The sequence below is a fragment of the Streptomyces sp. NPDC055103 genome (assembly GCF_053607625.1).
This window is the reverse complement of record NZ_JBSGTX010000001.1, coordinates 275245-296236: the sequence shown is the minus strand read 5'-3', so window position 1 is coordinate 296236 and position 20992 is coordinate 275245. Positions and strand designations below refer to the sequence as shown.

At 74.1% G+C, this 20992-nt stretch carries 21 protein-coding genes; 9 read left to right on the top strand and 12 right to left on the bottom strand.

Going from position 1 to position 20992, the window contains the following annotated elements:
- Positions 1-7: 7 nt before the first annotated feature.
- The 4 genes from ACWFR1_RS01430 (at position 8) to ACWFR1_RS01415 (ending at position 4945) form a co-directional block, all read left to right on the top strand.
- Positions 8-2761 (top strand): ABC transporter permease subunit, encoded by a 2754-nt coding sequence (locus ACWFR1_RS01430; RefSeq protein WP_453545225.1) that lies wholly within the window; start codon positions 8-10, stop codon positions 2759-2761.
- Entirely contained in the window at positions 2758-3549 is a 792-nt protein-coding gene (locus ACWFR1_RS01425) for an ABC transporter ATP-binding protein (protein ID WP_453545223.1), read from the top strand. Before ACWFR1_RS01430 ends, ACWFR1_RS01425 begins: the two co-directional genes overlap by 4 nt.
- A gap of 119 nt (positions 3550-3668) precedes the next feature.
- Entirely contained in the window at positions 3669-4463 is a 795-nt protein-coding gene (locus tag ACWFR1_RS01420; protein ID WP_453545405.1) for an aldo/keto reductase, read from the top strand.
- Positions 4464-4480: 17 nt separating this feature from the next.
- Positions 4481-4945 carry an RICIN domain-containing protein gene (locus ACWFR1_RS01415; protein ID WP_453545221.1) on the top strand — a complete coding sequence of 155 codons (465 nt, stop codon included), beginning with the start codon at positions 4481-4483 and terminating at the stop codon, positions 4943-4945.
- A gap of 18 nt (positions 4946-4963) precedes the next feature.
- Here the strand turns inward: ACWFR1_RS01415 and ACWFR1_RS01410 are convergent, their stop codons facing one another.
- Together ACWFR1_RS01410 and ACWFR1_RS01405 are read right to left on the bottom strand one after the other, a co-directional pair.
- Positions 4964-5914: a class I SAM-dependent methyltransferase gene (locus tag ACWFR1_RS01410; protein ID WP_453545219.1), complete on the bottom strand. Its 951-nt coding sequence runs from the start codon at positions 5912-5914 to the stop codon at positions 4964-4966.
- Between the two features lie 165 nt (positions 5915-6079).
- Positions 6080-7012: a cupin domain-containing protein gene (locus tag ACWFR1_RS01405; protein ID WP_453545217.1), complete on the bottom strand. Its 933-nt coding sequence runs from the start codon at positions 7010-7012 to the stop codon at positions 6080-6082.
- A 105-nt stretch (positions 7013-7117) separates the two neighbouring features.
- Between ACWFR1_RS01405 and ACWFR1_RS01400 the strand changes: the two genes are divergently transcribed.
- The gene (locus ACWFR1_RS01400; RefSeq protein WP_453545215.1) at positions 7118-7999 is read left to right on the top strand and encodes an NmrA family transcriptional regulator; all 882 of its coding nucleotides are present in this window, start codon (positions 7118-7120) and stop codon (positions 7997-7999) included.
- Between the two features lie 16 nt (positions 8000-8015).
- On the opposite strand, the gene ACWFR1_RS01395 is transcribed toward ACWFR1_RS01400, so the two are convergent.
- Positions 8016-8969, bottom strand: a complete 954-nt coding sequence (locus ACWFR1_RS01395; RefSeq protein WP_453545213.1) for a helix-turn-helix transcriptional regulator — start codon at positions 8967-8969, stop codon at positions 8016-8018.
- A 39-nt stretch (positions 8970-9008) separates the two neighbouring features.
- Here ACWFR1_RS01395 and ACWFR1_RS01390 point away from each other — a divergent pair, with 39 nt between their 5' ends.
- Together ACWFR1_RS01390 and ACWFR1_RS01385 are read left to right on the top strand one after the other, a co-directional pair.
- Positions 9009-9488 (top strand): hypothetical protein, encoded by a 480-nt coding sequence (locus ACWFR1_RS01390; RefSeq protein ID WP_453545211.1) that lies wholly within the window; start codon positions 9009-9011, stop codon positions 9486-9488.
- The gene (locus ACWFR1_RS01385) at positions 9485-9973 is read left to right on the top strand and encodes a hypothetical protein (protein ID WP_453545209.1); all 489 of its coding nucleotides are present in this window, start codon (positions 9485-9487) and stop codon (positions 9971-9973) included. The genes ACWFR1_RS01390 and ACWFR1_RS01385 overlap by 4 nt, the downstream gene beginning before the upstream one ends.
- Here ACWFR1_RS01385 and ACWFR1_RS01380 read toward each other — a convergent pair.
- Both ACWFR1_RS01380 and ACWFR1_RS01375 read right to left on the bottom strand, forming a co-directional pair.
- Positions 9960-10706 carry a methyltransferase domain-containing protein gene (locus tag ACWFR1_RS01380; RefSeq protein ID WP_453545207.1) on the bottom strand — a complete coding sequence of 249 codons (747 nt, stop codon included), beginning with the start codon at positions 10704-10706 and terminating at the stop codon, positions 9960-9962. The genes ACWFR1_RS01385 and ACWFR1_RS01380 overlap by 14 nt on opposite strands.
- Positions 10707-10745: 39 nt before the next feature.
- The gene (locus tag ACWFR1_RS01375) at positions 10746-11051 is read right to left on the bottom strand and encodes a 4a-hydroxytetrahydrobiopterin dehydratase (RefSeq protein ID WP_453545205.1); all 306 of its coding nucleotides are present in this window, start codon (positions 11049-11051) and stop codon (positions 10746-10748) included.
- Positions 11052-11141: 90 nt separating this feature from the next.
- Here ACWFR1_RS01375 and ACWFR1_RS01370 point away from each other — a divergent pair, with 90 nt between their 5' ends.
- A complete protein-coding gene (locus ACWFR1_RS01370; RefSeq protein ID WP_453545203.1) occupies positions 11142-11960 on the top strand; it encodes a helix-turn-helix domain-containing protein in 819 nt (272 codons plus the stop codon).
- On the opposite strand, the gene ACWFR1_RS01365 is transcribed toward ACWFR1_RS01370, so the two are convergent.
- The gene (locus ACWFR1_RS01365; RefSeq protein ID WP_453545201.1) at positions 11950-12372 is read right to left on the bottom strand and encodes a hypothetical protein; all 423 of its coding nucleotides are present in this window, start codon (positions 12370-12372) and stop codon (positions 11950-11952) included. The two genes, ACWFR1_RS01370 and ACWFR1_RS01365, sit on opposite strands and share 11 nt — an antisense overlap.
- 225 nt (positions 12373-12597) lie before the next feature.
- Between ACWFR1_RS01365 and ACWFR1_RS01360 the strand changes: the two genes are divergently transcribed.
- A complete protein-coding gene (locus ACWFR1_RS01360) occupies positions 12598-13803 on the top strand; it encodes a low temperature requirement protein A (RefSeq protein ID WP_453545199.1) in 1206 nt (401 codons plus the stop codon).
- Positions 13804-13856: 53 nt separating this feature from the next.
- Here the strand turns inward: ACWFR1_RS01360 and ACWFR1_RS01355 are convergent, their stop codons facing one another.
- The 6 genes from ACWFR1_RS01355 to ACWFR1_RS01330 all read right to left on the bottom strand — a co-directional run bounded on the left by ACWFR1_RS01355 (position 13857) and on the right by ACWFR1_RS01330 (position 20939).
- Positions 13857-15734: an alpha/beta hydrolase gene (locus ACWFR1_RS01355; RefSeq protein WP_453545197.1), complete on the bottom strand. Its 1878-nt coding sequence runs from the start codon at positions 15732-15734 to the stop codon at positions 13857-13859.
- A 112-nt stretch (positions 15735-15846) separates the two neighbouring features.
- Positions 15847-15999 (bottom strand): hypothetical protein, encoded by a 153-nt coding sequence (locus tag ACWFR1_RS01350; RefSeq protein WP_453545195.1) that lies wholly within the window; start codon positions 15997-15999, stop codon positions 15847-15849.
- A gap of 57 nt (positions 16000-16056) precedes the next feature.
- Positions 16057-16434 carry a hypothetical protein gene (locus ACWFR1_RS01345; RefSeq protein ID WP_453545193.1) on the bottom strand — a complete coding sequence of 126 codons (378 nt, stop codon included), beginning with the start codon at positions 16432-16434 and terminating at the stop codon, positions 16057-16059.
- Positions 16435-16767: 333 nt separating this feature from the next.
- Complete coding sequence (locus ACWFR1_RS01340; RefSeq protein ID WP_453545191.1) at positions 16768-18183, bottom strand: amino acid permease; 1416 nt, start codon at positions 18181-18183, stop codon at positions 16768-16770.
- 65 nt (positions 18184-18248) lie between these two features.
- Positions 18249-20339, bottom strand: a complete 2091-nt coding sequence (locus ACWFR1_RS01335) for a phage holin family protein (RefSeq protein ID WP_453545403.1) — start codon at positions 20337-20339, stop codon at positions 18249-18251.
- 195 nt (positions 20340-20534) lie between these two features.
- A complete protein-coding gene (locus ACWFR1_RS01330) occupies positions 20535-20939 on the bottom strand; it encodes a hypothetical protein (protein ID WP_453545190.1) in 405 nt (134 codons plus the stop codon).
- Positions 20940-20992: the final 53 nt, after the last annotated feature.

Sequence of the window (20992 nt, the reverse complement as noted above, 5' to 3'; positions counted from 1 at the left end):
CCTCACCGTGGGTGACCTGCTGGCCTTCGTGCTGAGCGGTCTGGTCTCTGGCGCGCTGTACGCGCTGCTCGCGACCGGGCTCGTCCTGTCGTACTCGGCTTCCGGACTCTTCAACTTCGCGCACGGCGCCACCGCCTATCTCTGTGCGCTCGCCTTCTACGAGCTCCACTCGGGCTTCGGCTGGCCCGCCGTGCCGACAGCGCTGCTTCTCGTGTGTGTCGTCGCGCCCGCGCTCGGCTGGGGCCTGGACCGGCTGATGTTCCGCAAGCTGGCCCGGGTCGGCGAGACGGCGCAGATCGTGGCCACGATCGGCCTGCTGGTCGCGCTGCCCGCGGCGGGGCTGTGGGTGGTCGAGCTCCTGGAGCGGGCCGGTGCCCCGGTCCAGCCCGCCGAGAACCAGTTCGGGCTCCCGGGTGTCGGCCCGAGCCCCGCCGTGTCCTGGCAGCCGCTCGACGGCGTCGGCATCGACTCCGACCAGCTGATCACCTGGGTCGCTACGGCCGTGGTGGCGGCCGGTCTGTGGGTCCTGCTGCGGCACACCCGGCTGGGGCTCCAGCTGCGGGCGGCCGTGGACAACCGCTCGCTGACGGAGCTGCGGGGCATCAGCGCGGACCGGCTGTCCTCGATCGCGTGGATGCTGTCCTCGGGCCTCGCGGGCCTCGCCGGGGTCCTCGCGACCCCGCTCCTGGGCCTCTCCGCCCACGACTACACGCTGTTCCTGTTCGTCTCCGCGACCGCGGCGGTCCTCGGGCGCTTCCTGTCGGTGCCGCTCGCGTTCGCCGGCGGGCTCGGACTCGGGGTGCTGCAGAACCTGGTGGCGGGGTACGCGTCGTTCGCCGAGGGCATCACCGGCTTCCGTACGGCCGTGCCGTTCCTGATCCTCTTCGGCGGCCTCGTCGTCCTGGCGCGGCGCCGGCGCGCGGCGGGCACGGCGGCCGCGGATCCGCCACCGGTCGACTATCTCGCCGGGAAGGGCCGGGGCCGCACATGGGGTGCGTGGGCCGTCGCGGGCGTGCTCCTCGCCACGGCCTTCTACACGGTCACCACGCCGTTCTGGTCCGGGATCCTCGCCCAGGGCCTCGCGGTCGGGCTCGTCTTCATGTCGTTCACGGTGGTCACGGGCCTCGGGGCGATGGTGTCGCTCGCCCAGGCGACGTTCGTCACCGGAGCGGCGCTCGTGGCGGGGCTCCTGATGAGCCGCGGCTGGCCCTTCGTGGCCGCGGCGGCGGTCGGCACGGCCACGGCGGCGCTGCTCGGCGCGGTCGTCGCCCTGCCCGCGCTCCGGCTCGGAGGCCGGTCGCTGGCGCTGGCCACGCTGGCCCTGGCGTTCCTGGCGGACCAGGTGCTGTTCCAGGTGGGGTGGTTGCGCAACGGGGACACGGGCTGGGAGATCCCGCGCCCCGTCCTCGGCCCGGTGGACCTCGGCGACGACCGGGCCCTCGGGGTCGCGCTGGTGGTGCTGTCCGGGGTGGTCGTGTGGCTGCTGACCTGGCTGCGCGGCTCCCGGTGGGGCCGGGCCGTGCTCGCGGTCCGCTCGGCTCCGGAGGCCGCCTCGGCGTCCGGCGTGTCGGTGGTACGGACGAAGCTCCTCGTCTTCGCGGTGTCGGCGGGCCTCGCCGGCTTCGGAGGCGTGCTGTACGCCTCGTACAACACCCGGATCACGGCGACGGACTTCACGGCGATGACGGGCCTGGTGTGGCTCGCGGTCGTGGTCGCCGCGGGGGTGCGGCGCCCGCAGTTCGCGGTGGTGGCCGGGCTGGTCTTCGCGGTGGTCCCGCATCTGATGGCGACCTATGTGACGGAGTCCGCGCATCTGCCCGTGATCCTGTTCGGGCTCGCGGGTCTGGCCCTCGCGAACGACCCGGACGGGTACTGCGCGGCGTGGCCCTCGCGGCGGGCGGCGCGGGCGGCCCGCGCGGCCCGGACGGTCGCTCCGGGGACGGTGGTACGGGCGGCGGGGCGGGGGGCGGCGGTACGGGAAGGGCCGCCGGTGCCGGAGCCCGTATCCGGATCCGAGCCCGAGCCCGTGCCCGTATCCGTACCTTTGCAAGGGCAGGCGCCCGCGCCCGCGCTCGCCCTGCGCGGCGTGCGTGCCGGGTACGGGGGCGCGCCGGTGGTGCACGGGGTCGACCTGGAGGTCCGCGCCGGGGAGGTGCTCGTGCTGCTCGGGCCCAACGGGGCCGGGAAGTCGACCCTGTGCCGGGTGGCCGCCGGCCTGCTCCGGCCGTCCTCCGGGACCGTACGGGTGGGGGGCCGGGACGCCACCGGGGACGGCACCGTCCTGCGGGCCCGGCGCGGCGTGCGGCTCGCACCCGAGGGGCGGGGGATATTCGCCGGGCTCTCCATCGAGGAGAACCTGGCCCTCCAACTGCCCGTGTCCGAGGACCGCGACGCCGTGTACACGCGCTTCCCGGCGCTCGCCGCCCGCCGCTCCGTCGCGGCCGGCTCCCTGTCCGGCGGCGAACAGCAGCTTCTCGCGCTCGCCCCGCTCCTCCAGCGCCCACCGGCCGTCCTGGTCGCCGACGAGCCCTCCCTCGGGCTCGCCCCGCGCGTCGTGGACGAGGTCTTCCGGCTCCTCACCGAGCTGCGGGCGAGCGGCACGGCGCTGCTCCTCGTCGAGGAGAAGGCGGCCGAGGTGCTCGGTGTCGCCGACACCGTCGCGTACCTCTCTCAGGGCGAGATCGCCTGGTCCGGGCCGCGGTCCGAGGTGGACACGGACCGGCTCGCCGAGGCCTATCTGGGGACGGGAGTCCGCCGATGACGCGTGCGATGCTCCACGCCGCCGGGGTCGACGTCCGCTTCGGCGGCGTCCACGCCCTGCGCGACGTGTCGATCTCCGTCCGTCCGGGAGAGGTGTGCGGTCTCATCGGGCCGAACGGCGCCGGAAAGACGACGCTGTTCGACGTCCTGTCCGGGATCCGGCGGCCCGACGGCGGGAGTGTCGTGTTCGCGGGCGAGGACGTCACCCGCCGCTCCCCCGTGTGGCGGGCCCGGCACGGCATCCGGCGGACGTTCCAGCGCCAGCAGCTCTTCGGGCAGCTGACGGTGGCCGACAACCTGATGGTGGCCCAGGACTGGCGGGGCGGGCTGCGGACCGGTGCGCGGCGCCACCGCGAGCGGGCCGCGACCGTGCTCCGCGCGTGCGGGGTCGACGCGCTCACGGACGCGTACGCCGGCGCGCTGCCGGTCGGGCAGGCCCGCATGGTCGAGCTCGCCCGGGCCCTCGCCGACCCGCCTCGCGTGCTCCTCCTCGACGAACCCGCCTCCGGGACGACCGCCGAGGAGCGCGGCCGGCTCGCCGCGGTCGTCCGCCACCTGGCCGAGGAGGAGAACTGCGCGGTGCTGCTCGTCGAGCACAACGTGCCCTTCGTGATGGAGCTGTGCTCGCGCGTCGTGGTCCTGGACCTCGGCCGGGTCCTGGCCGAGGGGACGGCCGCCGAGGTCCGGGCCGACCCTGCCGTACGGGAGGCGTACCTCGGCACGTCTCCGGGCGGCGCGGAACCCGAGAAGCCACGCGCCGAATTCCCGGCGGAATGCGAGGGGGACTGAGATCGTTGTCACGGGGAGTATCCCCAGACGACTGGGCGTACCCCCGACGATGTGAGGACCAAGCGCACGTGAGCACGGACAACAAGGTCCCTTCCCTCACCCTGAACAACGGCGTGCGGATGCCGCAGTTGGGCTTCGGCGTGTGGCAGGTGCCGGACGACGAGGCGGCGACGGCGGTGGCCACCGCCCTGGAGGCCGGCTACCGCTCGATCGACACGGCCGCGATCTACGGGAACGAGCGGGGCACCGGGCAGGCCGTGGCCGCCTCGGGGATCCCGCGCGAGGAACTGTTCGTCACCACCAAGCTGTGGAACAGCGAGCAGGGTTACGACGCGACGATGCGCGCCTTCGACGCCTCGCTCGACAAGCTGGGCCTCGACCATGTCGATCTGTACCTGATCCACTGGCCGCTGCCGTCGAAGGACATGTACGTCGACACGTACCGGGCGTTCGAGAAGATCCACGCGGAGGGACGGGCGCGGGCCATCGGCGTCTCCAACTTCCTGCCCGAGCACCTGGAGCGGCTGATCGGCGAGACGTCGGTCGTGCCCGCCGTCAACCAGATCGAACTCCACCCGCAGCTCCAGCAGTCGGCCTCGCGCGCGGCGCACGCCCGGTACGGCATCGCGACGGAGGCGTGGTCGCCGCTCGGCCAGGGCAAGGGGATCCTGGAGGTTCCGGCGATCGTGGCGATCGGGCGGAAGCACGGGCGGACGCCGGCCCAGGTGGTGCTGCGCTGGCACCTCCAGCTGGGGAACGTGGTGATCCCGAAGTCGGTGACCCCCTCGCGCGTCCGCGAGAACATCGACGTCTTCGACTTCACGCTCGACGCCGAGGACCTGGCGGCGATCGCCGCCCTCGACGAGAACCGCCGCATCGGGCCGGACCCGGCGGAATTCCACGTCGGCGCGTGAGTGAGGGGGAGGGGACGGTGAGTGGTGCCCCGGCGCCGGTCGAGGAGGGCCTCTACCGGGTACGGAACAGGGCGAGCGGGCTGCTGATGGAGATCTTCCAGGGGTCGGGCCGCAGCGGTGCCAAGGTGCAGCAGGGCGCCGAGAGCGGGACTCCCGGGCAGCACTGGCACATCGCGGCCGTGCCGAACGGCGGCGGGCTCTACCACCTGGTCAACGCGGCCAGCGGGAAGCGGCTCGACGTCATGAACGCGTCCACGGAGAACGGCGCGCTGATCCAGCAGTGGAAGCCGAACAACTTCGGCGCCCAGGAGTGGATCATCGAGCAGGATCTCCAGTCGCCGGGCACGGTGGCGCTGGTGAGCTTCGTCAGCGGTCTCTTCCTGGAGGTCGCCGACGGCTCGCGGGAGGCCGGCGCGTCCATACGGCAGTGGGAGGACACCGACTCCCCGTCCCAGTGGTGGCTGTTGGAGCCGGTGTCCTGACGCCTGCCGGCCGGGCCGTCAGCCCTTGCGGGCGGTGTGGACGGTCCGGGCCGTGAGGTGGAAGAGGTCCGTGCGGTGGTGCAGGGACCTCTCGTCGGCCGGGTCGAGGAGCCGGTCGAGCGTCTTGCGGTCGTCCGCGTCGATCCGGTCGCCGAAGCTGTCCCGCACGCGCTGGTAGTGCAGGACGGCCAACTCGCGGACGACCGGGGAGACGGGCGCGGGGACGTCCGTGAGGAAGGTGCGGGTGCCCGCGGGGGTGAGGCCGGCGGCGGTGAGGAGCGCCCGCCAGTCGTCCGGCTCGTCGACGGAGCCGGGTGTCTCGGCGCGCATCTCGGCGAACCGGTCGGCGTAGGCGGCGTCGAGGCGGGCTTCGAGGCCCGGCCGGCCGATGCCGATGTGCCAGGGCAGGTGACGGGTGGGCAGACCGCCCTCGACGAGGGCGATCAGGCCGCCGGGGCGCAGGATTCCGGCGAACTCCGCGAGCGCGGCCCGCTGGTCGCCGATGTGGTGCAGGGAGTTGCCCGCCCAGACGAGGTCGGCCTCGCCGAGGGTGCCGATGGCCTCGGGGAGTTCGGCGTGGAGGGTGGAGACGCGGGCGCCGAGGCCGCGGGCCGCGGCGCGGTCGCGGGCGCGTACGAGGAGTTCGTGGGTGGCGTCGACGGCGACGGTCTCGGCGGCCGGGAAGGCCTCCGCGAGCAGGCTGGTGACGACGCCGGGGCCGCTGCCGATGTCGAGGACGCGCCGGACGCCCTGGACCGGGACGAGGGTGCCGAGCCAGGCGGCGGCCTCGGCGTAGGCGGAGCTCGCGACCTCGGCTTGCCGCTCCAGGAGCGGACCGATCTGGTTCCAGTCCAGGTGGGTGCTGTCGTGGTGGTGGCCGGACCCGTGACCGTGGTCGTGCCGGTGATCGTGGTCGGATCCGTGGTCGGGTCCGTGGCCGTGGTGGGGTGCGCGCTGCTGTTGACTCATGGTTCCAGGGTGCGACGGGACCGCGGGATACGCGAGAAATGTTGCCGGTCCGGCAAAGACGAGGCGGTCTTGTTGCCGTCCGGGCGGCACGGCTCCCCACCCGTTCAGCTCGGGGCCGCTCGGCACCCGCTTGCTCAGTTCCGGGCGGCTCGGCGCCCGCCCCGCTCAGCTCCGGGCGCGGTGTTCCTGCGGGCTGAGGCCGCGCACTCTTTTGAAGGCGGCGCTCAGGGCGAACGCGCCGCTGTAGCCGACCTGCCGGGCGATCGCCTCGACGGTGGAGTCCGTCTCGCGCAGCAGGTCGGCGGCGAGCGCGAGCCGCCAGCCCGTGAGGTACGCCATCGGGGTCTCGCCGACGAGCTCGGCGAAGCGGCGGGCGAGCGCGGCCCGGGACACCCCCGACTTCGCGGCGAGCGAGGCGACGGTCCAGGGGTGGGCCGGGTCGTTCTGGAGCAGCCGGAGCGCCCGGCCGACCACCGGGTCGCCCATGGCCTTGTACCAGGCGGGCGCCTCGGCTCCCGGCCGGGAGAACCAGGCGCGGACGGCCGCGATGAGCAGCAGGTCGAGGACGCGGTCGAGGACGACGGTCTGGCCGGGTTCGTCGCGGGCGATCTCCTCGTCGAGGAAGGGCATCAGGGGGCAGCTCCACACGTCGGCGGGCAGGTGGAGCAGGGTCGGCAGGGCGTCGAGCAGCCGGCGGCCGACCTCGCCGTCCATGAGGTAGGTGCCGACGAGGATCGTGTTGCCGCCGTCCTGGGCGTTGCCCCAGGTCCTGACGCCCAGGTGCATGGTCTGGGCGAGCGTCTCCCCGCTGAGGGTGGTGCAGCGGCCGTCGGGGCCGATCCGGGCGCGGGGCGGCGCGTCGGGGGCGTCGGCGACGGTGTACGGCTCCGGGCCGCGGGCGATGGCGATGTCGCCGGGCCGCAGGAGGACGGGTTCGCCGGTGTCGGGCACCACCCAGGCCTCGCCCTCGGTGACGCACATGAGGCAGAGGGGCGCGCCGTCCTCGATGCGTACGGACCACGGCGGCGCCATGATCATGCGGAGCAGGAAGGCTCCCTTGGCTCGGGGCCCGTCGAGGAGTCCGGCGAGTGCGTCCATGGTCGGCAAGCGTACGGGCCCGGCGCGGCGGCGGTGAGACGGAGGCGTAGGTGGGTGAGACGGCGGAGCATGGGCGTGCGGGGTCGTGGGCGGGAGTCTTGACCCATGACGAAGAACACGAAGAACACGCAGAACACGCAGAACACGCAGAACGACCAGGCCCACAGCACCCGGACGGTCCTCGTGACGAGCGCCTCCGGCAAGACCGGGCGGCGCGTCGCCGAGCGGCTCGCGGCGCGCGGGGCGACGGTCCGTGCCGGGTCCCGCACCGGAACGACCCCCTTCGACTGGGAAGCCCCGGAGACCTGGGGTCCGGCGCTGCGGGGCGCGGACGCCGCGTACGTGGCCTACTACCCGGACCTCGCCGCCCCTGGCGCGGCCGAGGCGATGCGTACCTTCGGCCGGCTCGCGGCCGAGGGCGGGGTGCGGCGGCTGACGCTGCTGTCCGGGCGCGGGGAGCCGGAGGCGGTGGTGGCGGAGGAGGCGCTGCGGGAGTCGGCCGGCGGGGTCGGACTGACCGTGGTGCGGGCCTCGTTCTTCGCGCAGAACTTCTCGGAGGGGCTGCTCGCGGAGGGTGTCGCGGCGGGGTCTCTGGTCTTCCCCGCAGGTGACACGGCGGAGCCGTTCATCGACGTGGACGACCTGGCGGACGTGGTCGTCGAGACCCTGACGGCGGATGGACACGCGGGGCGGGTGCACGAGGTGACGGGGCCTCGGCCGGTGTCGTTCGCGGAGGTGGCGGCGGAGATCTCGCGCGCCTCGGGGCGCCCGGTGGTCTACGAGGCGGTGCCGGAGGCGGAGTACGCCGGGCTCCTCACGGGGTTCGGCCTCCCCGCGCCGGAGGCCGAGTGGCTCGCGGCCCTGTTCGCGACGCTCCTCGACGGACACAACGCCTCGACGACGGACGGGGTGAAGCGGATCCTGGGCCGCGATCCGCGCGCGTTCGCCGCGTTCGCGACGGAGGCGTGGGGCGGGTCGGGGGCCTGAGGGCACGGGGGATGGCTCACGCGTACCGCCGCGCGAGTGTCCGCACCGTCTCGGCGATGCGGGTGCGGAGGTCCTCGGGTGCCAGGACCTCCACCTCGGTGCCGAGCGCGAGGAAGGTGTCGTGGGCGTGTTCGGCCGATTCGACGGGAAGCGTGGCGCGGATCCAGTGGCCGTCGGGTTCCGGCGTGCCGGTCTCGGCGAGGGCCCGGGCGGCGGCGCCGGTCAGCCGGGCCGCGCCGGCGGCGGAGAGCCGGACGAGGGCCTCGCCCTCGTACAGCCGGGCGTGGAAGTCGGCCTGGCTCGCGCGCCAGTGGTCGGCGAGGTCGAAGCCCTCGGGGATGACGGCCTCGTCCTCGGTGACGGTGAGGTCGAGGATCTGGTCGACGCGGTAGGTGCGCGGCCCGGGTCCGGCGACCAGGTACCAGCGGCCGGCCTTGAGCACGAGTCCGTACGGATCGAGGCGGCGGTCGACGTCGGTCGGCGCCTTCCAGCGCCGGTAGCGGACCTCCAGGACCCGGCCGGTGCGGACCGCGTCGGCGACCCGCGACAGGAACGGGACCTCGTCGCCCTCGTCGTACCAGCCGGGGGCGTCGATGTGGAAGCGGGCGCGGAGTCGGTCGACGTGCTCGCGCAGCGGCTCCGGGAGTCCGGCGCGCAGTTTCAACTGGGCGTCCGCGAAGTGCGGTCCGAGCCCGAGCCCTTCGGCGGCGCCGGGCATGCCGGCGAGGACCAGGGCCTCGGCCTCGCGGGTGTACAGGTCGGTGAGGCGGGAGCGGTACCCGGTGAGGAGCCGGTAGCCGCCGCGGTGTCCGGCGTCCCCGTAGAGCGGCACCCCTGCGGCGTGCAGCGCGTCGACGTCGCGGTAGACGGTGCGGACGGAGACCTCCAGCTCCTCGGCGAGTTCGGAGGCCGTCATCCGGCCCCGGGTCTGGAGCAGCAGAAGGATCGAGAGGAGTCGGCTGGACTTCACTGACACAAGGTGTCAGTGAAGTGCTCCTACAGTCCAGCCATGGCTTTCGCGGAGAAGTTCCTCGTCTCGTTGCCGCCGGTGGAGATCGCCGGGCGGCACCTCAAGCGCTATCACGTCACCGCCGATCCTGCGGGCATCGAACCGGAGGTGGAGAAGGCGGCGTACGCGCTGCTGCCGGAGCTCCTGCCGCCGCTGGACGGCTCCCCGGCGGCGGGGTTCGTGGTGCTGCACCGGGGCGGTGACACCGGGGCGTACCTCAACGCGTACAGCTGGGTGTGGGACAACGTGCTCCACTTCGGCGGCGGAGCCGCCGGTCAGCACGCCCTCGACTGCCCCGACACGGATCCGACGCACTTCGTGCGGGTCGACCGCTCGTGGATCGGCTGTGTGTGGGAGCTGCTGCCGCTCGGGCACGAACGGAACGCCTGGGTGCGCCACATGCTGGTGCCGGACGTGCCGGATCTGGCCGGCTACCTCCGGGACGCGCTGCCCTCCGGGACGACGGGGGTGGCCGCGTGACCACCCAGGGGTTCGCGTTCCTCGACGGCCGGTGGAACGTCCGCAACCGGCGGCTCGCCGACTTCCTCGATCCGGAGAGCGGCTGGGAGGAGTTCGACGGGCACACGACGGGGCGGCTGTTCCGGGACGGCCTCGCGCACGCCGACGAGATCGTCTTCCCGTCGAAGGGGTTCAGCGGGCTGACGCTGCGGCTGTACGAGCCGGAGACCGGCGAGTGGACGCTGAACTGGTCCAGCAGCCGGACGGGGCGGCTCGACCCGCCGGTCAGGGGCCGGTTCGCGGAGGACGGGACGGGCACCTTCCACGGGACGGACACGTATGAGGGCCGCCCGGTCCGGGTGCGGTTCCGGTGGTCGGGGATCGGCCCGGACACGGCCCGCTGGGAGCAGGCGTTCGCGCCCGGCGACGCGGAAGGTGGCGGCTCGGGGGCCGGGGGCGCCGCGGCGTGGGTCACCAACTGGGTGATGGACTTCAGCCGCGCCTGACGAAGCGGGCCAGCCGGTAGCGGGGGTCGTCACGGGGGCGGTCCTGGTCCGGGAGGTCCGCGAGGGCGGCGGCGAGCGCGTCGACGGACGCCGTGTCGCCGTCGAACCAGGAGGCGAAGTAGCCGCTGCGCAGCTTCCGCACGGTGCCGCGCGGGGTGTTGCCCTGTCCGTGGCCGGTGAAGTGCGTGCCGGGGGCGGGGGCGAGACCGTGGGCGGCGGCGTGCCGGGTGATCCGGTCGGAGCGGTCGGAGGCGGAGTCCGCGGAGCGGTGGGGGCGGAGGATCGCGTCGATGTCGCTGCCGACGTCGTGGGCGGCGTCCTTGTCGACGGTGGCGATCAGGACGCCGCCGGGGCGCAGGACGCGGGCCGCCTCGGCGACGATCTCCGGTGCGAAGGGGACGAGGTGCAGCAGCCAGACGGCGGAGACCGCGTCCAGGGAGGCGTCGGGCAGCGGCAGTCGCCGGGCGTCGGCGCGGACGGTCCGGCCCGGCAGGCGCCCGGCGGCCGTCCGCAGCATCGCGCGGGCGGCGTCGGCCCCGTACACGCGCAGACCGGGGCGGGTGAGGCGCTCGGTGACGAGGCCGGTGCCGCAGGCGAGGTCGAGGAGTGTGCGGGCGCCGGGCGGCACGAGGCGCAGCACGGCCTCGGCGGCGGCCTCGGCGCGGGGCACGCCGCCGCGGGTCCTGTCGTAGTGCGCCGCCTCGGCCTCGTAGTCCAGCACGGTGTCTGCCATGCCGATGATCATACGGAGGGAAGGCCGGGGGCCGGCGGGTCAGTTGGCGCCGTGGCCGGGGGCGATCGCCTCCACGCGCTCCGCGAGCTCGAAGTCCTTCTCGGTGACGGTCCCGCCGGCGGAGTGGGTGTTCACGGACAGCGCCACGGTGTTGTAGCCGAGGGTCAGGTCGGAGTGGTGGTCCAGCTCCTGCTGGATCCGGGCCACGTGCACGACCAGGGCGGTCGCGGCGAAGTGGTCGCCGAGCCGGTACGCGCGGTGGAGGCGGTCACTGTCGACGGACCACCCGGGGAGCTCCCGCAGACGGTCCTCGATCTCCTTCTGCGACAACGGCTGTGTGGGCACGGTGGTGCTCCCTCCGGTCAGGTGGTGCGCGATGACGGACAGGGTCCCCGGGAAAGCTACCCGGGTCCCCCTCTGGGATACCGTCTGACCATGACAACTGTCGTGAGCGACACGGGGGTAGGGCCGCTGCTGCGCGGATGGCGTGAGCAGCGGCGGCTGAGTCAACTGGAGCTCGCGCTGCGGGCCGACTCCTCGGCGCGGCACATCTCCTTCGTGGAGACGGGCCGGTCCCGGCCGAGCGAGGAGATGGTCCTGCGGCTCGCCGAGCACCTGGACGTGCCGGTGCGGGACCGTAACGCGCTGCTGCTCGCCGCCGGTTACGCCCCCCGGTACACGGAGTCGCCGCTCGGCGCCCCGCACCTGGAGGTGCTGCGGGAGGGCATCGAGCGGCTGTTGCAGGGGTACGAGCCGTATCCGGCGTTCGTGGTGGACGGCTCGTACACGGTGGTGGCGGCCAACCGGGGCATCGGGCTGCTGCTCGACGGACTGCCGGAGCATCTGCTGGCCCCGCCGCTGAACGCGATGCGGCTCACCCTCCACCCGGAGGGCCTGGCGCCGCGGATCCGGAACCTGCGGGAGTGGCGGGGGCATCTGCTGGCGCAGATGGAGCGGCAGATCGCGCTGGCCCGGTCGGAGGCGCTCCGCGAGCTGTACGAGGAGGTGGCGGCGTATCCGCTGCCACCGGGCGCGGAGGCGGAGAGCGAGCCCGACCCGGAGCCGTATCCGTACATCGCGCTGCCGATGCGGATCGAGCACGACGGGCGGATCCTGTCGTTCGTGTCGTCGATCTCGACGTTCAACACGCCGATGGACGTGACCGTCGCCGAGCTGGCCATCGAGACGCTGCTCCCGGCCGACGCGGAGACGGTCGCGTACCTCCAGTCCCTGGCGGCGGCGCTCAGCGAGTAGCCGTGAGGGCGCGCAGGGCGGTCCACTGGAGCAGGGCGAAGCCGGCGACGGTGACCGCCTGCATCGGTGTCCACAGCAGTCCCGCGGTGGTCGGCTCCAGCCAGGCGAAGAGGGCGACGACGCTGAGGACGGCCCAGAGGACGTTGAGGTCGACGACGAGCTTGACGCCGAGGGCCGGGGGCTTCGGGCGGCTCGCGAGCCAGGCGACCCCGGCGGCGTACGCGGCGAGGAAGAGGCCGAGTTCGAGCAGGAGGGCCGCGTCGATGCCGAGGAGCTCGCCGAGGGGGCCGGAGGCCGTGAGGTAGGCGAGTCCGTTGGCGCCGGTGACGACGGCGTCGAGGGCGAGGAAGCGGCGCAGCGCGGTCATGGGCTGAGCGGTGCGGGAAATACCGGTGAGCAGGGCCTGGGACATGGCGGATCACCCTTCATGGGGGACGTTCGTACAGGTGGTGGGACCGGAGCCCGAGCGGAGTGCGCCGCCCGGGTTCCGGTGTTCATGAGCATGCCGGGCGGCCGGGGAGGGGTCGATTACCCGCGAGGTAATGCCGGACTCCGGACAGCCGTGTCACCGCGTCCCCGGCGTGAGTAGTCTTCGCGCCGGTGGCCGGAACCGGTCGCCGGGAGGGGGAGACGGCACATGGCATGGAACAGGGAACGGGCCCTCGTCGTGGCCACCGGTGACGATCATCGGGTGACGCCCGCGGAGCTCTTCTTCGACCTCGTGTTCGTGTACGCGATCACACAGGTCACCGCCCTGATGGCGGCACGTCCCTCGCCGGTGGCGGTGGTCGGCGGGATGGTCGTGCTCGCGCTGCTCTGGTGGTGCTGGTGCTGCTTCGCGTGGTTGGGGAACGTCGTACGCGCCGATTCCGGCGGGGTGTTCGCGGTCCTCGTCACCGTGATGGCCGTCGTCCTGATCGTCTCGCTCGCCGTACCGGAGGTCTTCGCGGACGAGCCCGGCGGGCTCTCGGCCCCGTTGGTGTTCGTCCTCTGCTACGGCGCGGTGCGCGTCCTGCACCTGGCCTCGTACTGGGTCTCCAGCCCGGGGGACGCGGCGCTGCGCGCCACGCTGCGCCGGACGGCGCTGGTGTCCGTGCTGCCGCCGCTCGTGCTGCTGCTGATCGGCAGCGCCTACAGCGGGAGGGTCCAACTCCTGCTGTGGATCAGCGCGGTGGCCGTCGACTACGGCGGCATCTGGGTCACCGGCTCGTCCGGCTGGCGGGTCACCTCCCCCGGGCACTTCGCCGAGCGCCACGGGCTGATCGTGATCATCGCGCTCGGCGAGTCCATCGTGGCGATGGGCGTCGGCGTCTCCGGCTTCCCGCTGACCTACGCCGTCCTCGGCGCCTCGGCCGCCGGGCTGCTGCTCGCGGCCGCGCTGTGGCGGCTGTACTTCCGGCAGCTCGGCGAGGCGGCCGAGCACCGGCTCGCCGGGCTCGACGGCGACGACCGCACCCGCTTCGCCCGGGATGTGTACACCTTCCTGCACCTGCCGCTGGTCGCGGGCGTGGTGCTCTGCGCGCTCGGCATGAAGAAGGTCCTCCAGCAGGTCGCCGACACCGGCCACTACGGCCTCGCCGAGCCGCTGCACGGGGTCGTGGCCTGGTCCCTGACCGGCGGTGTCGGCGTCTTCCTGCTCGGCGCCGCCGCGATCGTGCTGCGCACGACGGGCCGGCGGCCGCTGGCCCTGGCCGTCGGCGGGGTGGGCTGCCTCGCGGCGGGTCCGCTCGTCGGGCTGGTCCCGGCCCTGCCGGCGCTCGTGGTCCTCGCGACGACGACGGCGGTGCTCGTCGCGCTGCACGGCCGGCGGGGCCCGGCGGTGCTCACGGCCGCGGAGGCGTGACCGCTCCGGCTCACGGTGCTCACCTGACGCGGGCGTTCACCTGGCGCCGGCGTTCAGTAGGCCGCCTTGCGGTGGCGGATGAAGGCGCGCAGGCGGTTCGTGTCGGCGGCGGTCCAGTCGGGCGGCGGGAGGACCGCCGCCCAGCCGTCGGCGGCGCCGGCGCCGTACCGGTGGCCGTGCGGGGCGTCGACGCCGTAGGAGACGGTCATGTCGACGGAGGTCTGCCAGAAGGCGACGAGGGGGAACCAGCTGATCTCGGGGGTGACGTCGGGGCCGAGCGGTTCGTCGAGCCATTCGGGGCGGTCGAGGAGCAGTTCGGGCGACCACCAGACGACGGGGTCGGAGGCGTTCTGCAGGTAGACGGCGCGGGGGCGTTCCCAGGCGGTGGTGGGGCGTTCGAGGTCGGTACGGGGGAACTGCGCGAAGCGGATGTGGGCGCCGCCGCGGTACTCGGGGCGCCAGACGGGGCTTCGGGGGTCGCGGTCGCGGCGGATCTCCCGGGAGATCGGGGAGAAGTGCGGGGCGCCCATGAGGAGGGCGCCGTCGGTGCCGGCGAGGAGCGCGTCGGCGGTGCCGAAGGAGGCCTCGACCGCGTAGGCGCCGAGGCTCTCGCCGGTGACGACGAGCTTCGGCCGCCGGTCGGCGGGCACGGAGTCGAGGCGGGCGCGGACGGCGTCGAGGAGGGCCCGGGTGGCCTGCCCGGCCTTCTCCTTGTCGACGAGGAAGGAGACCCAGCTCGGGAGGTACGAGTACTGGACGGCGACGATCGCGGTGTCGCCGCCGTACATGTACTCCAGGGCCTCGGCGACGTTCGGGTCGATCCAGCCGGTGCCGGTGGTCCCGGCGACGGCGAGGACGGCGCGGTCGAAGGCGCCGGTCCGTTCGAGTTCGCGGACGGCGAGGCGGGCCTGGGCGGCGAAGGGGCGGTCGTCCGTGAAGGCGGCGGGCAGCGCGGAGGGTACGTAGACGCGGACGGGTTCGCGGGCGGGCCGGCCGGTCCAGGCGGTGAGGGCCGTGCGGGTGGGTGTGGAGCCGGTGAAGTTGCGGCCCTGGTAGCCGAGGTCCTGCCAGGGGATGAGGGAGCCGGGGCCGCCGGAGACATGACGGGACACGGGGCGCCGGATGCCGTCCTTGGTGCCGCGGTTGGTGGCCTCGGCGATGCGGTCGGCGAGGTCGACGACGCCCCGGTCGAAGACGACGTCGCGGACGCCGACGAGGACGACGAGAGCGGAGAGGGCCGCGCCGACGGCGTAGGCGACGGGGCGGGGCAGGAGCCTGCCGAGGAGCCGGATCAGGGTGACGGCCCCGAGCCGTACGGAGCGGGCGACGAGGAGCGCGGCGAGCAGGAGGCCGAGGGCGATCAGCGCGATCATCGGTGTGTGCCAGGTGAGGGTCGGCGGCAGCCCCTGGAGGACCCGGAGCTGACGCTGCATCCGGGCGCTCTCGGAGATGAGCCAGACGGCGAGGACCGGGCTGAGCAGCCAGTACGCCTGCCAGCAGCGGGTGCGGACGCGCTCGCCCGGCCGCGTGCGGATCAGAGCCCGGAAGAGCCAGGCGAGGGAGGAGCCGAGGGCGTAGCCGATGGCGGCGGTGATGCCGCCGACGATGCCCTGGAGGTACCAGGGGCGGGGCACGAGCGAGGGGGTGAGGCTGGACCAGAAGAAGACGGTGGCTAAGCAGAGCGCGGTGAGGTCGGGCCAGCGGCGGATGCGGTACGAGGCGTCGGGGCGGTCCCAGTAGGGGCGCCGTGCGAAGGCGAGGAGCCGGTCGGCGGCCCGGGCTGTGACGTTGGTGGTGCCCGGGGCTGGGGTGCTTGTGATGCTTGTGGCTCCGGTGGCGCCGGGGGACGCGGCCGTCTCGATGTCGGGGCCCGGGCCGGACGCGGGTCCGGCGGACCGATCGGGGCTGGTGTTCCGGTCGGTCGAGGTCATCCGATCAGCCTCGTACGTCCGCACACCGGTCCGCAAATCGTATTTCCGCCGGGGTCCGCGTCGGCCCGTGGAGCCGCGTGTCCGCGCGTTCAGGCGGCGCGTGTCCGTGGGTTCAGCGCGCGGGGTCCTCCCGGGGGGCGGGCGGCTCGGTCACCGGGGAGGGCGCCGGTTCGGCGGGCTCGGCGGAGCGGCGGTCGGCGCGCTGGGCGCGGGAGGCCTCGGCGCGCAGCAGGGCCTGGAGGACGGCGTACGGGTCGACGGGCATGGCGGAACTCCTCGTGGGGGGTGATGTCGGGGCGTGCTGCCGGGAGGTGCGGACCTCTCAGCAGCGCATCACCACGCGCCGGGGCGCGTCGCCGCGCGGGGCGGGTACGGGAGCGGGGGCGGCGGTACGGGAGCGGCGGCCGGCCGTACGGGGGCGCCGGGCGCCCGGGGCGGGCCGGACGCGCGTGCGGTGCCGCCGGGCCCGGCCGGGGAGCCCCGCCTCGGCGGCGGCCGGGTCGAAGGTCTCGGCGCCCGCGTCGGAGGCGGGGGCCGCGGCGGCGGCGCGGAGTTCGGCGCCGCCGGTCAGGGCGCCGGCCGCGCCCGTACCGAGGAGGGCGGTGAGCACGAGGAGAAGCACGGCCCACCGGCGCGCGCCCGGCGCGGGGCGCGTCCGGCGGCCCGCCGGGGTGGCGGGTTCCGCGGTCGGTCCGGGCACGGGGCTCACGGAGTTCCGTACTGCCCCGTGGGGGTCCGCCTGCGGCGCTCGGGGCCCGAGATCCGCCCGGGCGGCCTACGGCCGGGCCCCGGATTCACCGCACCGGCCGCGCGAGCGGCAGCGTGCCGGAGCCGCCGACCCGTCACGGCGGCGCCAGCCCGCCCGTCACGCCTGTCACGCCTGTCACGCCTGTCACGCCTGTCACGCCTGTCACGCCTGTCACGGCGCCGACGCCCCGTCCGTCACGGCTGTCACGGCTGTCACGGCTGTCACGGCTGTCACGGCTGTCACGGCGACGACGCTCCGCCCGTCACGGGCGCGGCAGCCCGCCCGTCACCCCCGGGCCGCGCCTTCCGCCGTCGCCGCCGCGCGCTGCTTGCGGGCCGACATCCACGCGTACACGAGCACGCCGGCGAAGAGGAAGAGGACGCCCTGGTAGACGGCCGCGTAGCCGGAGCCGGCGACGAGCCAGAGGGAGAAGCCGAAGGCGGCGAGGGCGAGGACGGCGTCGCGGACGAGCCGGGAGCGGTGGACGCGGTCGGCCTGTCCGGAGAGCAGGAAGTAGATCTGGGCGGCGGTGGAGAGGAGGTAGGGGACGGTCGCCGTGAAGGTCGTGACGAGGACGAGGATCTCGAAGACGCCCTGGGTGCCGGCCGTGTAGTTGTAGACGGTGAGCAGGGAGGCGAGGACGACGGTGACGCCGACGCCGACCGTCGGGACACCGCGCCGCTTGTGGGCGAAGACCTTCGGGAAGAGTCCGTCGCGGGCGGCCGCGTACGGGGTCTGGGCGCTGAGGAGCGTCCAGCCGTTGAGCGCGCCGACCATCGAGACGAGCGCCATGCAGGCGATGGCGCTGCCGCCCCAGGAGCCGCCGAACATGACGTTCACGGCGTCCGAGAAGGGGGCGGAGGAGTCGACGAGCCGGTCGTGGGGGACGGTGCCGAAGACGGAGAGCGTGCCGAGGAGGTAGATCGCCGCGGCGCCGAGCGTGCCGAGGATGGTGGCGCGGCCGACGTTGCGGCGGGGGTCGCGGACCTCTCCCGCGCTGACGGCGGCGGACTCGACGCCGAGGTAGCTGAAGAGCAGGATCGCGGCGGAGGCGGAGATCGCGCCCAGCGCGCCACCCTCGCTCGCCCGGAAGGGACCGAGGTTGGCGCTGTCGAAGAAGAAGAGTCCGCCGACGGCGACGAGCAGCAGGGGGACGAACTTGAGGACGGTGGCGACGAGCTGCACGGCGCCGACGTACCGGGTGCCGGCGAGGTTGGCGAGGGCCGGGAGCCACTGGAGGACGAGCGCGGCGGCGATGGTGGCGGCCTTCGACTCGTGGACGGGGATCAGGACGTCGAGGTAACCGACGGCGGCGACGGCGAGGGCGGCGTTGGAGACCCAGGTGGTGATCCAGTACGACCAGGCCGCCAGGAATCCGGCGAAGTCACCGAAGGCCTCGCGGGCGTAGACGTACGGTCCGCCGGTCATCGGGTGGCGCCGGGCGAGGCGGCCGAAGACGAGGGCGAGGGCGATCGCGCCGAGGGTGAGGACGCCGAAGGCGACGAGGCTGATCGTGCCGTAGGGGGCGACGGAGGCGGGCAGCAGGAAGATGCCGCCGCCGATGATGTTGCCCATGACGAGGGCGGTCGCGACGGGGAGTCCGAAGCGCCGGGAGTGCCGACTGCCGCTGGTGGTGCCGGTCGCCGCTTCGCGTCCGGCTGCCGCTTCGCGTCCGGTCTGTGGAGTTGTGGCCGTGCTCATGAGGTGGTGCGCCTTCCGTCGTACAAGCGCGGACATCGTCCGGTAACGACGAACAAGCGTCCAAATCAGCGGTTTTTGTCCTGTACGACCACATCATCAACCGGAAGATCTGATTCCGATCGGCTCGTCGGCGAGGAAATCTCCAGCGCCGGCCCCAGCGGCACCTGCGGCCCCGTGGACTCCCGCAGCCAGCGGCGCAGGACCCGGTGGACCCGCTCCGCGCCGACCAGCTCCTCCCCCGCGCCGACCGGTGCCGACAGCTCCGGCGGCGACAGCAGGAAGGGGTGCGACTGCTCGCCGCCGAGCCCGCCGTGCGAGCCGATCTGCTCCTCGAAGGCGTGCACGGTGCCGGTCGCCGGGTCGTACATCGAGTTGACCATGATGTCCGCGACGTGCGGGAAGCCGTCCGTACGGCGCACGGCGGCCGCCGCGCCCCGACCGAAGACGGCCAGCGGCCCCTCGTCGGCGAGCTCGGCGACCGGCACCTCCACGCCGTCGCGGCCGAGGACGAGCGAACCGTGCTCGGCGCTCGCCACGAGCACGAAGCCGACGCCCGGGTGGTGGGCGAGGGTGCGCAGGAGCGCCGGGTGGCGCCGGTCGATCTCCTCGCGGGTCATCCGGTGCGGCACGTCGGGGAAGGAGATCAGACCGAGGTTGCCCGAGGCGAGGACCAGCGGCTCGGAGGGCTTGGCGGGCAGCTCCTTCGCCGTCTCGCCGTTCTCGTCGAGGGGTCGGTGCAGGGCGCTGCGCAGCGCGTCCCTGGCCGCGTCGCGCGCCTCCGAGCCGCTGCGGGTGCGCCGGACGCGGCGCGGCACCGGCAGCCCGCACCCGGCCCGTACGAGCTCCTTGAGCGAGAGGCCGTACGCCGACTCGAAGGTCTCGCCCGGGCTCTGTCCGTGGTCGGAGAGGAGCACGATCCGGTACGGCCGCGGGGCGTGCTCGACGACGGTGGCGATCAGCGCGATCGCGCGATCGAGGCGGCGCAGGACCTGGTCGGTGTCCCGGCCGTGCGGGCCGGAGTGGTGGGCCACCTCGTCGTACGCGACGAGGTCGGCGTAGACGGCGGTCCGGCCGGCCAGCATGTCACCCATCACGGCGGAGACCACGACGTCCCGCTCGACGACCGTCGCGAAGGCGCGGACGAAGGGGTACGTGCCGCCGCGCGAGACCCTCGGGGTCTCGCGGCGCAGCCGCGCCCGGGTCGACTGGCACATCTCGCGGACGCACTCGGTGACGAGCGAGCCGGCGGTACGGACGGCGTTGGCGGGGTCGGAGAAGTACGCGAAGTAGCCGGCCCGGGAGCGGTTGCGCCGGCCGCGCCGGGCCGCCATCGACAGGACCAGGGCGAGCTGGTCGGCGCCCCCGCTGAAGAGGTTGCCGCGGGAGGCGCCGTCGAAGGTGAGCAGCCCGCCGTCCCCGGTGCGGCGCACGGCCCGCCGCTGGAGCTCCACGGCGCTGGCGGGGCGGTTCGACACCATGAGCCGGCCGGTGTCCTTCTCGTACCAGCGGAAGGCGGGCACGTCCTCGTTGGAGCCGTGCAGGATGCCGAGCTGGCTGGCGCCGGTCTGGCTGGACCAGTCCGTGCGCCAGGGGGTGAGCCGGTGGCCGGTGTCGAGCCAGCCGGCGACGGTCGGCATGAGGCCGTCGGCGACGGCGGCGCGCAGCACGTGGTGGCCGACGCCGTCGAGCTGGAGGAAGACGGTGCCGGGGGCGGCCTCCGGCGCGTCGTCGGGGTCGCGGGGCCGGGTGCGGCCGGTGAGCCGGTAGAGACGGCGGCGGTAGGCGTCGTCGTCGCGGACGGCGAGGGCCGTGGCGGTGGCGGAGGCGACGGCGGACATGACGGCGGCGACCACGACGGCGGTCTCGGGATCGGCCGCGCCGCGCCCGTCGGGGATCAGCCAGAGCGCGACGAGCAGCAGCGAGCCGTTGAGGAAGAACACCAGCAGGCCGAGGACGAGGGCCGGGACGAGGAGGAGGGCGCGGACGATGACCGGCCAGACGAGCGCGCCGAGCAGGCCGAAGGCCCCCGCGGCGGCGGCGGCGGTGACGGCCGTTCTCGTCATGCTGTCGCCGTCCGCGGACTGGAGCTCGAAGTCGGGCAGCAGACCGGCGAGGACGAGCATCGTGAGCGTGGACACCGCCCAGACCGCGATCATCCGCAGTACCGCACGCCCCGTGGTCCGCCAGCGGCCGGCGCCACCCCATCGCCCGTCTCCCACGCCAGATTCACCTTTCGCCCGTTTCCTGCCTCAAGCGTGGCACAACGCCCACGGCCGGGACGGCGAACGGGTGGCGGTGAACGGCCCGGGTGTGTCAGGTCGCGCCCTCGCGCGTCGCACGGTACGGAAGGGTCAGGAGCCGTCGTAACCGGCGGTGGGCATGGAGAGCCGCCGGTGCAGGCCGGCCTTGGCGGCCGCGTCGTAGGCCGGTTCGTCGCGGTCGACGGTCTCGATCCGCACCCCGCGGCGCTCGCACTCGGCGCGGAAGCCGGGCACCGAGGTCAACGCGCGGGCGAGGACCCGTTCGTTGGCGGCGACGAAGACGTCGACCTCCCCCGCCTCGACGTCCTGCCACAGGGCGGCGTGGTCGGGACGGATGCCGTAGAACAGGAGTTGGCGGGCGACCACGTACCCCTTGTCGACGGCCCAGCGGGCGCACAGCTCGTGCTGGCCGCGCGTGTCCACCAGGAAAGGGTCGCTGTCCAGCTCTTCGAGCGGGGTGAGGCTGGCGATCGCCGCCACCCGAACATCGTCCATGGACCGACCCTACTGGGGAACAGCACGGCCGAACATCCTCCGGAGCACGCTCC

Bases quoted from the DNA above. Each gene is read 5' to 3' on its own strand.
- ACWFR1_RS01425 (WP_453545223.1), top strand. From the start codon at position 2,758: ATGACGCGTGCGATGCTCCACGCCGCCGGGGTCGACGTCCGCTTCGGC.
- ACWFR1_RS01420 (WP_453545405.1), top strand. From the start codon at position 3,669: ATGCCGCAGTTGGGCTTCGGCGTGTGGCAGGTGCCGGACGACGAGGCG.
- ACWFR1_RS01410 (WP_453545219.1), bottom strand. From the start codon at position 5,914: ATGAGTCAACAGCAGCGCGCACCCCACCACGGCCACGGACCCGACCAC.
- ACWFR1_RS01405 (WP_453545217.1), bottom strand. From the start codon at position 7,012: ATGGACGCACTCGCCGGACTCCTCGACGGGCCCCGAGCCAAGGGAGCC.
- ACWFR1_RS01400 (WP_453545215.1), top strand. From the start codon at position 7,118: ATGACGAAGAACACGAAGAACACGCAGAACACGCAGAACACGCAGAAC.
- ACWFR1_RS01390 (WP_453545211.1), top strand. From the start codon at position 9,009: ATGGCTTTCGCGGAGAAGTTCCTCGTCTCGTTGCCGCCGGTGGAGATC.
- ACWFR1_RS01380 (WP_453545207.1), bottom strand. From the start codon at position 10,706: ATGGCAGACACCGTGCTGGACTACGAGGCCGAGGCGGCGCACTACGAC.
- ACWFR1_RS01370 (WP_453545203.1), top strand. From the start codon at position 11,142: ATGACAACTGTCGTGAGCGACACGGGGGTAGGGCCGCTGCTGCGCGGA.
- ACWFR1_RS01365 (WP_453545201.1), bottom strand. From the start codon at position 12,372: ATGTCCCAGGCCCTGCTCACCGGTATTTCCCGCACCGCTCAGCCCATG.
- ACWFR1_RS01360 (WP_453545199.1), top strand. From the start codon at position 12,598: ATGGCATGGAACAGGGAACGGGCCCTCGTCGTGGCCACCGGTGACGAT.
- ACWFR1_RS01355 (WP_453545197.1), bottom strand. From the start codon at position 15,734: ATGACCTCGACCGACCGGAACACCAGCCCCGATCGGTCCGCCGGACCC.
- ACWFR1_RS01350 (WP_453545195.1), bottom strand. From the start codon at position 15,999: ATGCCCGTCGACCCGTACGCCGTCCTCCAGGCCCTGCTGCGCGCCGAG.
- ACWFR1_RS01340 (WP_453545191.1), bottom strand. From the start codon at position 18,183: ATGAGCACGGCCACAACTCCACAGACCGGACGCGAAGCGGCAGCCGGA.
- ACWFR1_RS01335 (WP_453545403.1), bottom strand. From the start codon at position 20,339: ATGATCGCGGTCTGGGCGGTGTCCACGCTCACGATGCTCGTCCTCGCC.
- ACWFR1_RS01330 (WP_453545190.1), bottom strand. From the start codon at position 20,939: ATGGACGATGTTCGGGTGGCGGCGATCGCCAGCCTCACCCCGCTCGAA.